Source organism: Pedobacter sp. AW31-3R, assembly GCF_052180285.1.
Classification (GTDB): Bacteria; Bacteroidota; Bacteroidia; order Sphingobacteriales; family Sphingobacteriaceae; genus Pedobacter.
On record NZ_CP197475.1, the window covers coordinates 4,802,214 to 4,817,412 of the forward strand.

Annotated in this window: 12 protein-coding genes and 1 tRNA gene; 6 read left to right on the forward strand and 7 right to left on the reverse strand. The window is 39.4% G+C overall.

Annotation, left to right across the window (positions count from 1 at the left end; genetic code table 11):
* Positions 1-40: 40 nt before the first annotated feature.
* Positions 41-1,636: a tetratricopeptide repeat protein gene (locus ACSBL2_RS19755; RefSeq protein ID WP_442588278.1), complete on the reverse strand. Its 1,596-nt coding sequence runs from the start codon at positions 1,634-1,636 to the stop codon at positions 41-43.
* Positions 1,637-1,761: 125 nt separating this feature from the next.
* Positions 1,762-2,508 carry a DUF1349 domain-containing protein gene (locus ACSBL2_RS19760; protein WP_442588279.1) on the reverse strand — a complete coding sequence of 249 codons (747 nt, stop codon included), beginning with the start codon at positions 2,506-2,508 and terminating at the stop codon, positions 1,762-1,764.
* 110 nt (positions 2,509-2,618) lie between these two features.
* Here ACSBL2_RS19760 and ACSBL2_RS19765 point away from each other — a divergent pair, with 110 nt between their 5' ends.
* The 6 genes from ACSBL2_RS19765 (at position 2,619) to ACSBL2_RS19790 (ending at position 8,474) form a co-directional block, all read left to right on the forward strand.
* The gene (locus tag ACSBL2_RS19765) at positions 2,619-3,395 is read left to right on the forward strand and encodes a response regulator transcription factor (protein WP_442588280.1); all 777 of its coding nucleotides are present in this window, start codon (positions 2,619-2,621) and stop codon (positions 3,393-3,395) included.
* 236 nt (positions 3,396-3,631) lie between these two features.
* Complete coding sequence (locus ACSBL2_RS19770) at positions 3,632-4,843, forward strand: TolC family protein (protein WP_442588281.1); 1,212 nt, start codon at positions 3,632-3,634, stop codon at positions 4,841-4,843.
* A gap of 3 nt (positions 4,844-4,846) precedes the next feature.
* A complete protein-coding gene (locus ACSBL2_RS19775) occupies positions 4,847-5,938 on the forward strand; it encodes an efflux RND transporter periplasmic adaptor subunit (RefSeq protein ID WP_442588282.1) in 1,092 nt (363 codons plus the stop codon).
* 4 nt (positions 5,939-5,942) lie between these two features.
* The gene (locus tag ACSBL2_RS19780; RefSeq protein WP_442588283.1) at positions 5,943-7,166 is read left to right on the forward strand and encodes an ABC transporter permease; all 1,224 of its coding nucleotides are present in this window, start codon (positions 5,943-5,945) and stop codon (positions 7,164-7,166) included.
* 28 nt (positions 7,167-7,194) lie between these two features.
* Positions 7,195-7,923 carry an ABC transporter ATP-binding protein gene (locus ACSBL2_RS19785; RefSeq protein ID WP_442588284.1) on the forward strand — a complete coding sequence of 243 codons (729 nt, stop codon included), beginning with the start codon at positions 7,195-7,197 and terminating at the stop codon, positions 7,921-7,923.
* 47 nt (positions 7,924-7,970) lie between these two features.
* Complete coding sequence (locus tag ACSBL2_RS19790; RefSeq protein WP_442588285.1) at positions 7,971-8,474, forward strand: DinB family protein; 504 nt, start codon at positions 7,971-7,973, stop codon at positions 8,472-8,474.
* On the opposite strand, the gene ACSBL2_RS19795 is transcribed toward ACSBL2_RS19790, so the two are convergent.
* The 5 genes from ACSBL2_RS19795 to ACSBL2_RS19815 all read right to left on the reverse strand — a co-directional run bounded on the left by ACSBL2_RS19795 (position 8,471) and on the right by ACSBL2_RS19815 (position 15,154).
* Positions 8,471-10,867, reverse strand: coding sequence for a TonB-dependent receptor domain-containing protein (locus ACSBL2_RS19795; RefSeq protein ID WP_442588286.1), 2,397 nt, complete (start codon positions 10,865-10,867; stop codon positions 8,471-8,473). The genes ACSBL2_RS19790 and ACSBL2_RS19795 overlap by 4 nt on opposite strands.
* A gap of 101 nt (positions 10,868-10,968) precedes the next feature.
* A complete protein-coding gene (locus ACSBL2_RS19800; protein ID WP_442588287.1) occupies positions 10,969-11,988 on the reverse strand; it encodes a helix-turn-helix domain-containing protein in 1,020 nt (339 codons plus the stop codon).
* Positions 11,989-12,582: 594 nt separating this feature from the next.
* Entirely contained in the window at positions 12,583-14,118 is a 1,536-nt protein-coding gene (locus ACSBL2_RS19805) for an IS1182 family transposase (RefSeq protein WP_442587651.1), read from the reverse strand.
* 153 nt (positions 14,119-14,271) lie between these two features.
* A complete protein-coding gene (locus ACSBL2_RS19810) occupies positions 14,272-14,826 on the reverse strand; it encodes a hypothetical protein (protein WP_442588288.1) in 555 nt (184 codons plus the stop codon).
* A 241-nt stretch (positions 14,827-15,067) separates the two neighbouring features.
* A tRNA-Leu gene (locus ACSBL2_RS19815) sits at positions 15,068-15,154 on the reverse strand.
* Positions 15,155-15,199: the final 45 nt, after the last annotated feature.

The following is a 15,199-nucleotide window of genomic DNA, read 5'->3' on the forward strand; positions in this document are numbered from 1 at the left end:
TAAGGAATTGTTAAGCTCAAGAAACAATAGCGTTTACCGCTCAGATCGTTTGTATGAAAGCGCTCAGGTTATCTCCCTGATCAATATTCAGTTTCTTCCTGAGCCTGTAACGTGCAACTCTTAAACTGTCCTGGGATATCCCAAATATGACAGCCATATCTTTAGAGCTCATATTCATCTTTAGTAAGGCAATTAACCGCATATCATTCACAGTAAGATCGGCGCAGTGGTTTTTTAAATTATCAAAAAATGACTGGTGAAGCCCTTCAAACATGGTGGTGAAATCTTTCCATTGCTGATCCTGATTGATATTCTGACCTATTTGTTTCACCAGCTGCTGCAGTTGTCTTTTCTGGTCCCGCTTTTCCTCCTTAATCATCTCTTCCATTTTATCACGGATACTTTCCAGAAACTGATTGTGCTGAATTACCTGTAAGGTATGTGTGGTCAGTTCTTTGCTTTTAAGTTCCAGCTGTGCCTGCTGTGCAAGATTAAGCTGCTCATTTTTTTCAGCAATGGCCTTGCTTTCCCTCAGCTTTAACCGCTGCCTTGATATGGTCAGTAAGCCCATGACGATCAATAGTGCGATCACTACCACTACAGCAGTGCCTATAATAAAATTGATTTTCCGCCCGTTCTCCAATCGCGCAATCTCATCATTCTTTTTATCGGTGTCATAAATAATCTTTAGGAAAGACATTTGCCTGTTATTCTGATCCGAATAAATGTTCAGGGAATGTTTCCGGCTAAGTTCTAAATAGTAGAAGGCACTGTCCTGAATTCCCAAAAGATTATAAGCCTTTGCAATATCCCTGTAGGCTGAAGCTTCCTGATATTCATTTTTTGTATCGAGCGACATTTTTAATGCTTGCTGAGAATACAGTAAGCCGTCTTTATATTTTCCTGTTTTGCGCAGAATGTCACCAATATTATTAATCACCTCTATGCTCGAAACCTGATTGTTTACTTTCTTATACAAGATGAGCGACTTGTCAAAGTAATATCTTGCAGAATCGTAACGTTCCAGATCTTCAAAAATGCTTCCAAGATTCTCATAGATCTTTGCCATTCCCCGTTTATGATCGATATGGCTATATTCTTTCAATGCCCTTTGCTGATAGTAAAAAGCACTGTCATACCGTTGCTCTTTTTCATACAAATGACCAATATTTCCATAGGTTTCGCCCAATCCGGCTCTGTCCTTAATGTCACTATATAGGCGCATAGCCTGATCATATTGCTTCCTTGAGGTCACTTTGTCCAGGTTCTGGTAATAGACAGTCCCAACGTCATTGAAGTTATTCGCCAGCAGCCCCTTGTCTTTTAACTGGGTAAATAACTTATGGGCCTGGTGATAATAATCCAGGGATTGGGCAAGGTGTCCCTGCGCATAACAGATTTCTCCCATTTGCTGCAAGCAGATACCTGTAGTCCGGTTATCCTGCTTCAGCACTGATTCATGGTGCAGTTTTTTAAGCAGAAGAAATGCAGAATCCGGATAACGCTTACTGAGTTCTATGATGTCATCTATTGTTGGATCAGGGGCATCTGCTGCATACACCCCGTTAATGAGGAGTGAAAAAGTCAGTATCACAGAAAGTATACTGACTTTTAATATTCTATAAACAGAAATCATTGTAAAAAACTATTTTGCCAACACCGGGATTAGTTCAGCAAGCACAAAGAACGGCTTCCAATGTTAACAAAACGTTAATCACCGTGTTATTTACAGAATAAATACATGATTAACTTAACAGTTATTTAATCTCCCATTCTGAAATCCTTTACACTGCTTTGTGTTAAGCTCAGTTCTTCAAAATCAGAAAAGCTTCCTTTATCTACCGGACACTGATTACTGATGCCCATCCATATTTTTGAAGGGTAATTATTTTTATACAAACGTACCATATGCCATGTTTTTTTATTCAGGGAATAATAACTCGCCACAGTCCGTGTGTCTGAGGAGATCTTCATGTACACTGCCGGACTCGTTACCACATCATGGTTGTTATCATCTGATGTCCCCACTGTACGAACAGTTACGATCCGGTGCTGACCACGTTCATCCTGTTCGAAACAATGCTTTTGCCAGAAATTGTCATTCACATAAATGTACAGCACTCCCGCATTGTATTGTCCTTCCTTTGTGAATTCAGGCTTTACTTTAGCCATTAGGGTAAAAGGTTTGGTATTGTCTACTGCTGAAAGCAAAATTGGTGCGGTATTATTGGAAAGCTGCTCATTCGGGTCACAAAAAAAATCCTTTTTTTCTCCTGCCCGAAATCTTATCTTTCCCCCTTCCGACAGCGCTATTGAGGTATCTGCCCCATTGATAGCTTTTGTAAAATGGATACCCGGCAGTTTCACGTCACAGGGGATGCCGCTTACGCGTGCAGAATCCGATGTGGTCTCAACTGCAGCAGTAGTCTGTTCTGCAGGTTTATTCCCACAGCCTGCCATAACAAGGATTCCCATTAGTGTACCGGCAATAAAAAAAAATTTTCTCATAAAAATTAGTGTTTAGTAGATAAAGAATGAAATTACTCTATTTTTGAGCGATAAAGCTAGTACCGGACAAAAGACTATGCAATACTCATAATTAACCATTTATTCTGCGTATGATCATCACCAGGTCTCTTAATGAGCAACTCAGTGCCACCTTACTTGAACAGCCCTTCGGTGCTGAAGATACGATGGAGATCCTGCTTAATCAATACAGACAGTATGTACAAAATTATGTAAGTATAGACAACAATGTTTCCGTGTTATCCGATTTCAAGACAAACCGCAGTTATATTTATGCAGGCAGCTTCGGAAAATTCTTCGGTCTTCCATCAAACCCTATGGAAATTGATTCTGCTTTCGAAGAACTCATTTTTAATAAGATCCATCCCGATGATTTAGTAGAACGTCATGTACTTGAATTGCGCTACTTTCAATTCCAGAAAAGTCAGCCGCAAAAAGAACGACCGAAATACAGCACCCACAGCCGTATCAGGGCCTGTAATGCAGTTGGAAAATACCAATATATCAACCATCGTACACTTTATCCGGAAAGCCTGTCCGATGGCAGCATCTGGCTCGCTTTGTGCATCTATATGCCCTCCACCGATCAGCATCCGCAACAGGGTATTGACGGAAAAATAATGAACAATGAGACTGGCGAAGTGGTCACAGTGGACCAGTACCAGTATTTTGATCAGCATTTGCTGACAGACCGGGAGCGGGAAGTACTTGGAATGGTAGCCCGGGGGATGCTCAGTAAACAGATTGCTGACCAGTTAAATATTGCGATTAGTACTGTACACCGTCACAGACAGAACATCATCAGGAAAATGCAGGTCATTAATGCTACCGAAGCCGTTAAAACTGGAATTGTGATGGGAATTATATAGTGTAATTTAAGAATTAATGAGCAATAAAAAAGATGGCAAAAAGGAAGGAACATCTGTATTTTTGCAGGATAAATTTGACGAACCCATTAAATGATCTACAATCAAAAATTTAACATGTCATGTCGGTAAGTATTCGAAAAAATACCTGCATCATCCTATTGGTTTTGTTATGCATGCTATTTTGCCAATTTGTTCATGCACAGGAACAAAAAAGTTTTAATACCCTACAGGAAGTTTTGGATATCGCAAAGCAATACAACCACACTTTCGAAAATATAGAGATACAAAAGAAACTGTCCGACCTCAGCCAAAAAACGGCCTTGGGAAATGCACTGAATCCCCGTATTCCTGCTTCAGTTCAGACGCTGAACAACCTTCAGCAACAAGTGATCTTTTTACCCGGGGAAGTTTTCGGACAACCCGGAACATTGAAGAAAATAACGACAGGCCAGCAGTATTCTTCCGTTTTCAATATACAACCGCAGTTTGATGTACTCAACCTGGCAAACTTCTCACAGGTCAAATCTGCAAAAATAAATAAGGAACTCACTGCTGTTAAAAGTAAAATCGAGGAACGGCAGCTCTATGACCAGATCAATGCAATCTATTTCAACATCATTTCTTTTCATGGACAGACAGAGATCTTAAAGCAAAATATTGCAATTGCTGACAGCATCGTGCAGATTACGCAAAACCGCTTTAATGAGGGTGTTGGACGCAAACAGGACCTCAATGAGGCACAGGTCAATCTGATCACCCTTCATGATCAACTAGAGCAACTGCATTTCAACACCAGAATACAGGAGGAGAGCCTTGCATTATTCTTTGAAAACAGTTTTATTCCGGTGCTAACCGAAAATGTCGGGGTATTTGAAAATACAGCTCATTCTTCGCCGGTAAACAATATGCTGGAGGTACAGGATGCAAGGCTACAATTGAGTATGGCTGAGCAAGAACTCAGGATTGCCCGATTACAGCATTTGCCTTCTTTATCTTTTGTGTCGTCGTTCAGCTGGCAAAACCTAAGCAATACCGGATTTTTCCACTCTGCTTCCAGCTGGATAGATTACAGTTACGTGGGCCTGAAATTAAGCATGGACCTACCTACCACGGTCTCCAAACTATCTGCCATCCGCAATAAGCAATTCCAGCGTAGTCTTTTAAAAAACACCTATGAACACAGTATTAGGGAAGCAGAGACAAAAAACGGGCAGCTGTCACTTGACTATGAAAAGGCCTTGAGTCAGTTACTAAATCTTAAAAAAATAGCCCAGCTAAAAGAAGATACTTATTTAAAGAATTTCCAGCAATACGAGGAAAATATATTGAGCCTGGACAGGTTGCTGATTGCACATAACGATCTGCTCAACGCCAGACTTAACGTGGTAACCGCATTGGCTGCTATTGGATTCAATAAAAGCAGGATTGATATCAATAACAAATATTAACAGATGAACCGTAGTCTACTCACCACCGCAATCATAAGCCTCTTAATGATCTCCTGTCAACAGGAAAAAGGGACGAAACCTATTGTACAGGATATCAAAGAACTGGTGTTTGCTTCCGGAACTCTGGAATGGAAAAATAATTACAGCCTCATGGCCCAAACTGAGGGGGTACTATCAGCAGTCAATTTTGAGATCGGAAAGACAATCGATAAGGGAGCTATCCTGGGAAAAATTGACAATGCCACGAACATCGTCAATACTGAAACTGCCCGGGAACAACTCGCCATCAGTGCACAAAATCTGACAGCCAACTCCCCTGCCCTGCTGCAATTGCAACAGAATATAGGTTATGCCAATTTAAAATACAGGCAGGACAAATTGCAGGCAGAGCGTTACGAGCGCTTATACCGTAGCCAAAGTGTCGCGAAGGCAGAATATGAGAATTATCAGCTCAGCGCTGAAAATTCGCTCAGTAACCTGAATGCGCTAAAAAAACAATATGCACAATTGCAACAGCAGGCGAAGCAAAATTACATCAACACTACAGGTCAGCTAAAAAATAGCAGGATTACCCAGCAGTACAACAGCCTTACCGCGCCCATGCCTGGCACTGTTATCGGGAAGTTAAAGAAAAACGGTGATTTCGTAAAAAAAGGTGATGTCATTGCTACCATTGGGGATGCCCAGCGGATTGAAATTATACTGAATGTGGATGAGAGCAGTATCGGAAAGATTAAGGTCGGACAGAAAGTTTTTGTAAAACTGAATACCGATCATTCAAGGATCTACAAGGCGGCTATCTCAGAAATACAGGCAGCATTTGATGACAAAACCCAGTCGTTCATCTGTAAAGCTATTTTCAGCGAGCCGGTGAATAATGGATTTTATGGTACCCAGCTGGAAGCAAATATATTCATTGGAGAAAAGAAAAATGCCTTGCTCATCCCAAGGATTTTAATGGATTATGGCAACAGGGTGAATGTGAAGGGTAAGGATGAATATGTCGTTATCGAAACTGGCATCATCTCCTCGGAGTATGTGGAAGTTTTGAAGGGAATCACGAAGGATGATATGGTTTTACCCTTGAAAAACTGAAAAGATGAACATTAACGTAGACATTGCGAATACTTACATTTTTTCGGGAAAGAAGCAGACTTTAATAGCAGCTCTTGGTGTGTTGTTAGGGATGTCAATTTATATTTTCATGAATTGTCTTGTCCTGGCACTGGATAGAAGCGTGACTACAAATGTATTCAAAAACACCGCTCACATCAGGGTTTATCATGAAGAAACGATCAGCAAAGAACTGGTGCAAGACTCCGCAGCACGGTTTATTATTGTCAATCCAAAAGTTGTTCCCCAGAGCAACACGATTATTGATCCCAATATGGTATCGGAAACCATTCTCAGGCAGAAAGAGGTCACTGTAGTCACCCCTCAGGTAAATGTACCGGTGTTTTATAATAATGGGAAATCGCAGATATCCGGTATTGCTGTAGGCATTAAACCCAGCGAAGCCAATATCATGTACAATATTAAATCTACGATGGTCGCGGGTGACTTTGAAGCTTTGAATACAAATCCGAGAGGTATAGTGATCGGTGTACGTGTCGCTGAAAGAATGAATCTGAGTGTCGGCGACAACCTCAACCTGACTTCTGCAAAGGGGGTAAACAGGACTTACAAGGTCGTTGGTTTTTTTAAGACCAATATCGCTGCCCTGGATAAAACAAAGTCGTATATCAATCTTGTCTCTGCGCAACAATTACAAAAGGAGGGCGCTTCCTATATAACAGACATTAATGTGAACATCACAGATCCTGAGGATGCCAAAAGAGTCGGAAAAGTGATTACACAGCTTACCGGATATAAGGCTGAAAGCTGGCAGGAGGCAAATGCATCTATCGTAGCGGCGAACAAAATGCGTTTTATCGTCATCAGTCTGGTTTCCTCCCTTATCCTGCTGGTAGCAGGTTTTGGTATATATAACATTCTGAATATGACCGTAAGCCAAAAAATAAACGACATTGCGATATTGAAGGCGATAGGTTTCAGAGGGAAAGACGTGGTCAAGATCTTTGTCACGCAGGCCATCACCATCGGAGCGATTGGGGTAACAGGAGGCGTGGTTATCGCCCTTATCTTAGTCACCATTTTAAAAAACACCTATGTGGGAGGTGACATTGGGTACTTCCCTATTGATTACGAAGGCAGGAAATTCATTCAGGGAATTGTTCTGGGTTTACTCATTACTTTTTTTGCCGGTTACCTGCCAGCCAGGAAAGCTGCAAAAGTAGATCCTGTAGCTATATTCAGAAAATAAGGCGTGATTTAATGTAATTGGAATATTTATGAAGGATGAAATACCTATCAATGGCACTGCCCCCAAAGCAACGGAAAGTGGCATCATTTTAAGGACTACAGGGATCAATAAATACTTTTATGATCCTGTAGAATTTCAGGTGCTCAGGAATGTGACTTTTGAAGTAAGGAAAAGTGAACTTTTAACCCTGGTCGGAAAATCGGGCAGTGGAAAATCTACCTTACTCTATATCCTGTCAACAATGGATACTGACTACAAGGGAGAATTGTATATCGATGAACAACTGATGACCAATCAAACAATAGATCAGCTGGCCGCCATAAGAAATGAAAAGATCGGATTTGTATTTCAGTTCCATTATTTACTCGCGGAATTTACCTGCCTGAAGAACGTGATGATTCCTGCACTGAGGTTAGGGAGATTATCTGAAAAAGAGATCGAGGCAAAAGCTTACCAGAAGCTTGAAATGCTGGGCCTTGCGGATCAAGCGCTTAAACCTGCCAGTAAACTGTCTGGAGGACAACAACAACGTGTTGCCATAGCAAGGGCGATGATCAATGACCCTTTAATTATTATGGGAGATGAACCGACAGGGAATCTGGACAGTAAGAATACAGAAATCGTGTTTGATATCTTCAGGGACCTATCCCATAATTATAATCAGACCATCATTGCAGTAACACATGATGAAGATTTTGCCAGGAAAAGTGACCGGATAGTGGAAATGAAAGATGGAGAAATTATAAACCACAGGTAACCTTTTTCCGTTACTATTATTTTAACTCTATTCTGAACTATTTTGATATGATACTACAGCAATTGACACAAGAATTCGAGCATGAAGTAAACAGCACCCGTAAATTACTCCATGCTGTCCCGGAAAAAGACCTGGGTTATAAACCATCAGAAATTTCCTGGACCATGGGCGAACTTGCCCAGCATATTGCCACGATCTACTACTGGTATGTGGGCACACTTACTAAAGATGTATACGACATTGCTTCCGACCAGCTTGAGCGCGGGGATCCCAATGATATTCAGGCTACCCTGACGCTTTTTGAAAGTAACGTAGAAAAAGCCAGAATAGCATTGAGCTCGCTTACTGAACAGAAATTGCAGGACAATTGGACGATGAAAGCAGGTGAAAAGGTAGTGCTTGGCCCTATGCCAAGGGGTATAATATCCCGTGGATTCCTTTTTAACCATATCTATCACCACCGTGGCGAATTAATCGTTTATTTACGTGCTACCGGAAATAAGGTTCCTGGTTTGTATGGCCCGACTTATGAAGAGGGTATAAAAAGCTAATTTCCTGTCCTCGCTCTCTCCTCTTGATTCCCGGTCTGTCTGTTTTTAACGTTAACTTTCTTACTTCCGAACCTGTAGTTTAAGGATAATTGCACTAACCTGGTATCAAAATAATAGTCAGAGCTTCTGTGTACTCCGGCGACGGTTGAGTTAAACCTATATCGGTCTGATTTAAAAATATCACTAGCTTTTAAGTTTATCCTCAAGTTGTTATTAAGCAAAAGGTATTGAATAGCCAATGATGTGGAAGTGAATGCTTTTATCTTATCAATTCCATACGCCCCCAGGAAATAATATTCAAAACCTAGATTTACCAATACTGTTTTGGCTTTATTTAAATTGAAATCATTGTTACTTGTAATGAATGAAGTAAAACCGTCTACAGCTCTTGCTGATAGATCTATAGTTTGGGAACTGGTATAGTTTATATTAAACAGGTTATTGCTACTCCACCATTTAAATTGATCAAAAGTAAAAGACTCTGAGAATCCGTACCTTTTAAGATTAAATATATTTTGATAGATCAGGCGAATATTATTCGTATTTACATCTGGCAAACCTATTTGGTTAAACACATCGTTTTCTATACTGTAATATAATTTACTTTCTAGTTTTTTATAGGAATAGATGAATTCAAAATTGTCTACAAAATATGGCCTCAGTACCTGATTGCCTTCAACAGTTAAAAAAGGTGTGATGTAGGTAACATTTGGATTTAATTCTGAGAAATTAGGCCGTGCTACCCTTCTACCGTAACTCAACCTGTAAGTTGAATTTCCATTAGGAGCATAAGATAAATTAACAGAAGGAAATAGTTTTGTATAATTGGTATTCAAAGAATGGTTCAAATTCTCATTATAAGATTTCGTTTGCGTAGCTTCCATCCTCAGCCCAACCTGCGCTTCCAAATTATTTTTAAACCTCTTACTTCCAGAGAAATATAGCGCTTGAACATATTCGTTATAGTCAAATTTATGGGCCGTTTGTGGCATATTAGTGATGGGACTGTTCACCAACCCACTATTAAAGGCAGCGATATTGTTGGCTGTATTAGAAACAGAGATCTTTCCTCCAAAATTCCAATTGGCTAATTTTGAAGGTATTTCCATATCAACTTTACCTGAATAGTTATTGGTGCGTTGCGAGTTATCATTAATCCCTTTAAAATACTGGACGACACCTGAATTATTCATTACCGATTTACCTTCATAAGGTCTGGTATCATTATTTGAATATTTAAAATAATCCAAATTCAATATTATTTTCCTTCCAAGGGAATCAAGTTTAAATTCATTAAAAAGGTTTATCGAATTGAAATCAGGTTTCTGACGGGCAGTAGTAAAAGACGATATGTCATTAAAAGCTACATCGGTATGGTAATCGGAAACCAATGACCTTGTATTTCTATTGGAATTCGTTTTGTTAAAGTTAGCTATGTACTGAAAGCCCAGGGTCCAATTGGGAGCCGGTAAATATTGCATGCCCAAAATGCCATTGATTCGTTTATAATCCCTATTGAATCTTTGTTTCGTATTCCACAATTCACTAGGAAAAGCGTTGTAGTCCTGATAAGTAAATGTCTCGCCACCTTCCCTGTAATTCAATGAAGAAGAAAGACTTAACTTATTTTTACTATACATAAAGTTACTCGTCATTGCCCCTTCACCTTCGTCGTACCTACGTAAATAACTGTTACCTAAAGAAAGACTCCAGGAATCTGTCTGTGCCTTCTTCAATCTAATATTAATTAATCCACTTCCTCCGGCAGCATCATATTTAGCAGGCGGTGTGGTAATCACTTCAATATTTTTGATATTATCCGCCGGGATTGATCTGAGGAAATTTGCCAGATCTCCTTCACCTAGTTCCAGCATCTTGTCATCTACCAAAACCCTTATCGATTGTTTACCGACGATGGTTACAGCCTCATTTCGCACCAGTACTCCCGGCGTAATTTTCAATGCTTCTAAAGCATCACCACCAACCGCGCTGATCGTATTTTCAATGTTAAAAACCAGTCTGTCTACTTTTCTTTCTACCAACTCTTTCTTTTTAGAAATCACCACGGTTCCTAAGGTCTTTGTCGCATCTACCATTATGGTTCCAGCATTAAAAGCTGAATCCAATGTGAGGTCTTTAGTGAATAAAACCTGCTTGAATTGACGAATTTCTAATTTATAAATACCCTTTTGATATTCCATCGTAAATTCACCTTTCTCATTTGTAAGGCGATTTACCAAAGGAATAGACTGCGCTGAAAAAAGGATAACTTCAGCATATTCAAGTGGATTATTTTCAAGAGTAACAACTTGACCAGAAATTTTGATTTGAGCGATTAATGCATTGCATAGCATAAATACAATAATCACGATTAATAAAAACACTTTTCTCATTTTAAAATTTATTTTTTAATAATGAGGGCAAATATCCAGTGTAGGGATACTTAAAAGGTTCTCAAATCATAAAGTAGAAGTTCGATTTTATAATGTCGGACTCATTTTGATTGCAGTTTCTGATATTCGGCAGGGGTTAATCCTGTAACTTTTTTAAAGGCCGTAAAGAAGGTTGATTTTGAATTAAAGCCACTATCATAGCCCAAACTTTCAATGGTATAGTTTTTCTCAGTTTCCAATAGTTTTTTTGCTTTCTCAACCCTGTATTCTTTGATCAGATTGGAAAACGATTTCCCTAGTACTTCGTTTACGTATTGAGACAAGATATGCTTTGTTAGCTTCAGTTCTTTTGATGCTTCTTCGAGGCTGAAATTCGGATTAAGAAACAACTCTTTTTCTATGATTATTGATAGCTTTTGGTCAATTGAGTCCAGTGTTTCCTTGTCTATTTCTTTGTTCTTGTATTTCTCCTTTTCTATACTTATAGCAGTCTCAGTGCTATTTCTAAAAATCAAAAGCAAGACAGTTAAATACAAAACAAAAGTAAATGATAAGGCCCCTACGATATAGGAAGTATAAGCCGCAGTAGTATAGGCCAGCCATGTAGCGGCTACTCCAAGGTAGATGCTAAGGAACCAAAAATCCATTCTTTTTAAACTTTCTTTCTCTTTAAGTTTTTGAATAATTGGACGGAGGTAGGTTAATGACAAGACAATATAAATGAACCATTGAAAATAAATGGCTTTTAAAATCCAGCTCGACCACAGGACAATATGTTCATCGTAAGGATAAAAATATCCTAATATCGTAATTGCGCCCAAATAAGGGACTACATGTTTTATCCAATTTTGTTTTCCCCCCGCTGTGTACGATTTCAGGTATAAAAAAAGAAAGGGCCCAATGAGAATGCAAGCAGAAAGCCCAATCTGAATAAAGATGTTAGCTAAGTCTGGATTAAAAAAGAAAAATACTGATTTAGCAATTCTGACACTTAAAACCAATAAGAGCAATGATAAGAAGTAGTTTGTAAAATCTTTCTTTTTAGCATTGATAGCAAAGTATAACGAAAGCAAGAAGCCATTAAAAGCTCCTAAAGCACTAAAGAAGAAGAGAAAGGTCATTTAGTTTGATAATTTATTTTTTAGATGATCAATTTGAAATGCCTGGTAAAAGGACGATTACATTTATAGCTATAATTTGCCTGAACGAATGTAACGATTAATAAGAAATTATTTTACAGAAAGCATTTTTGATTTTTACCTCAAACATGCAGCAAAATCAGCTCATTTTTTGGTTACCCAAAATAGTTGAACTTGTATAAAGGATTTGTGCAGATGCGAATGAATACTGCGCTTGAAGCCATAATGAGAGGCTCAGATAATATATAGTGTTTTTTCTTACAGAGAATTGACGTTCTGTCAATGCCTAAATTATGGAATACCCCAATAAGCGTTTTTGAGTTCGAAGCCGGGTAATGATCAAGAATACAAAGCGGTTTCCTCTTAAAAGGAATAGTTGGAAGAAGCGGACAGCTGTATTGATCCTCGCCCTGATTGATTCATAGCCCTCTCTCTTTCAATAAAAAAGAGGCTGTATCAAATTAGATGATGCAGCCTTTTTTTATGATGGGTAAGTTTTGTACCATCTCTGGACACCAACGCGTTCATTTGCATTTTAGTCATCTGATTTTGAAAAAGGTCAATGAAACAGCTCTTTTAGGCTGCTTTTTTTCTGATATTTTGTGCAATTGCGAGTAAGCCCCATTCGATGGCCACTTTTTCCTTTCCACGGAGCCTAAAGCGGCGGAACCCGTGGTTCTGTTTGATATTTCCGAAGACAGGTTCTACATCATAACATCGTTTCTTTCGCCGCTGTATTCCTTCTTCGCTGTTCAGCTTTTCGAATGCGTTTTGCTTAAGCCTGTTCAGGTTTTCATTGATTTCAATGATGCGGTTCTCTTTTGATTTATGGCAAACTGCTCTCATAGGACAGTTTTCACAATTCCTTGCCTGGTATCTTTTAAGGGTTTGCTTAAAGCCTGTTGTCGTCTTTTTTGTGTAAGACCCGATTGACAGCATTTGCTGGCCCATTGGGCAGATATAACAATCCTGCTGCTGGTTATAAAAAAGTTTGTCTGCCCCAAAAGGAGATTTGCTGTTGTACTTACCCTTCTGCTGTTTATCGAACATGCCATATTTCACAAAAGCCTCAACTTTCTGATCTTCCAGCAGTTGGTAGTTTTCCTCAGAACCATAGCCTGCATCTGCTGTAAGTTTCTTTGGTGCTTTTCCAAAGCTGCTTACGTGTTGTTCCAGGTGGATCTTCAGGGTAGTCGTGTCGGTTGGGTTGGGATGTATCGTGTAATTGACGATAAACTGGTTAGAGGTAGATATCTGTACATTATAGCCGGGCTTCAGCTGTCCGTTTTTCATGTGGTCTTCTTTCATCCGCATGAAAGTAGCATCTGTATCTGTCTTACTATAACTGTTTCTCTCGCCCAAAATAGCCTCCTGAGCTTCATATCTGGCTATATTCTGCGGATAATTTTTAGTTACATACTTTAGCTTATCCTTCACTTTCTTGTCTATATCTTTCTGCCCGGCAAGCTTTTCATTCAGCTGCTCTACAGCTTGCTTTACCTTCTCACTATCAATCTGTTTAAAATCAGGCGGCTCAGGCATCTTGTCTTCATCACTGGCCACCTGTTGCGCATATTCCCAAATGTGGGTCAGCTGCTTTTTCATTTTTTCCTTATTGGTCTGAATGGATTTCTTCCAGACAAAAGTGTACTTGTTGGCACTGGCTTCGATCTTAGTCCCGTCGGTATTGATTTCCTCAATACTTAATAAGCCTTCAGCGGCAAGTAGTTTTACCACATCCTCAAATACACTGCGAAGGGCATGTTTCAGGCGTACACCCCGGAAACGGTTGATGGTATTGTGATCTGGGTAGCTCATGGAGCTCAGCCACATAAAGTAGATGCTTTCACGGCAAGCGGCAGCCAGCTTACGGCTCGAATAGATATTGGTGAGATAACCATAAACCAGAACTTTAAGCAAAAGTTGGGGATGATAGCTGGAACTGCCTTTAATGTGGTAGGCTTTTAGAAGAGGTTCTATACTAATCTTATTAATCACCTCATTTACAACTCTAACAGGATGGGAATCAGGAATTAATTCATCAAGAGTGGGCGGAATGGCAAGAATCTGCTGTTGGTTATAGGGCTTAAATACGGGTTCTCTGATTGCCATATCTAGTGTGTTTTAATACATTAAATATATGAAAATCAAATAATTGTGTCAATAGTGCTGCGAAAAAATGTTATAAAAAATAAGCAGAGACAGAAGCTATAAATAAAAAAAGAGGCTGATCATGATTTATGATACAGCCTCTTTTTATGATGATTATTTATAGACCACACCGTTGATCTTCAATCTTGTCCAGTTGCCTGGAAAACCCTGCCCCTTGATATACCTCACCTGGTAAGGATGTCCCTTTAGGTTGGTGTGATAGATTGCATCAAAGGAAAAGACCACTTCTTTATCTGATTTCTGTACAACGGTAACCTCATTGTCAGTATCGTTACCTTTACCTGTGGTAAAAAAGGTATCGCCTACCTTTGCATTGAAGTCTGCTTGCACACTGGTATATTCAGGATTACGGGGATCACTGATAATCAGCCTTCCGTTCTCATCGATACGCATATAGGAAATAGATATCCCATCGCCGCCAACGACGGAATAAAATTTGTAGTAAAGCGCTCCGCTAATCATTATGCTATCCTGAATCTCAGTATAGTTGTACTTGTTGAGATACCATGAATTTCCAACCTGCATGGGAAGGAAAGAATCTCCTGAAGGTAACTCGGAAATCATGTTTTTGTCCTTCTTACAGGAATAGACACTCAAGATAAGTAATAGAGCAAATAGAAATCTGGCAATTGGATAAGTCTTTTTCATATCAGAGAATTAATTCTTTTTAAACAAAAACGTATGCGGAAGAGAGAACGCTACACCTCAAAATATCTAATTCATTTATTTTTAAAGACACGAGGTTGGCCAGTGAGCTTGTGATTTAGATCAACCAAATCTCCGCTCATATTAAAAGAATTGGCTATGCAATAGAATCGGCCAGTATATACCAAGAAAAAAGGGCTGCTTTTGAATGAGCAACCCTTTAAAAAATCAGAATTAAATCTGGTGGTACCCGAGAGCAGATTCGAACTGCCACGCCGTTGCCAGCACCAGCCCCTCAAGCTGGCGCGTCTACCAATTTCGCCACCCGGGTAATTATTCTGCAAATATATACTTATTCAGCACAGTAAAAAGGGTT

What these genes read in the sequence shown, in the direction of transcription:
- ACSBL2_RS19755 (WP_442588278.1), bottom strand. Translation starts at nt 1,636, where the DNA reads ATGATTTCTGTTTATAGAATATTAAAAGTCAGTATACTTTCTGTGATA.
- ACSBL2_RS19760 (WP_442588279.1), bottom strand. Translation starts at nt 2,508, where the DNA reads ATGAGAAAATTTTTTTTTATTGCCGGTACACTAATGGGAATCCTTGTT.
- ACSBL2_RS19765 (WP_442588280.1), top strand. Translation starts at nt 2,619, where the DNA reads ATGATCATCACCAGGTCTCTTAATGAGCAACTCAGTGCCACCTTACTT.
- ACSBL2_RS19775 (WP_442588282.1), top strand. Translation starts at nt 4,847, where the DNA reads ATGAACCGTAGTCTACTCACCACCGCAATCATAAGCCTCTTAATGATC.
- ACSBL2_RS19780 (WP_442588283.1), top strand. Translation starts at nt 5,943, where the DNA reads ATGAACATTAACGTAGACATTGCGAATACTTACATTTTTTCGGGAAAG.
- ACSBL2_RS19785 (WP_442588284.1), top strand. Translation starts at nt 7,195, where the DNA reads ATGAAGGATGAAATACCTATCAATGGCACTGCCCCCAAAGCAACGGAA.
- ACSBL2_RS19790 (WP_442588285.1), top strand. Translation starts at nt 7,971, where the DNA reads ATGATACTACAGCAATTGACACAAGAATTCGAGCATGAAGTAAACAGC.
- ACSBL2_RS19795 (WP_442588286.1), bottom strand. Translation starts at nt 10,867, where the DNA reads ATGAGAAAAGTGTTTTTATTAATCGTGATTATTGTATTTATGCTATGC.
- ACSBL2_RS19800 (WP_442588287.1), bottom strand. Translation starts at nt 11,988, where the DNA reads ATGACCTTTCTCTTCTTCTTTAGTGCTTTAGGAGCTTTTAATGGCTTC.
- ACSBL2_RS19805 (WP_442587651.1), bottom strand. Translation starts at nt 14,118, where the DNA reads ATGGCAATCAGAGAACCCGTATTTAAGCCCTATAACCAACAGCAGATT.
- ACSBL2_RS19810 (WP_442588288.1), bottom strand. Translation starts at nt 14,826, where the DNA reads ATGAAAAAGACTTATCCAATTGCCAGATTTCTATTTGCTCTATTACTT.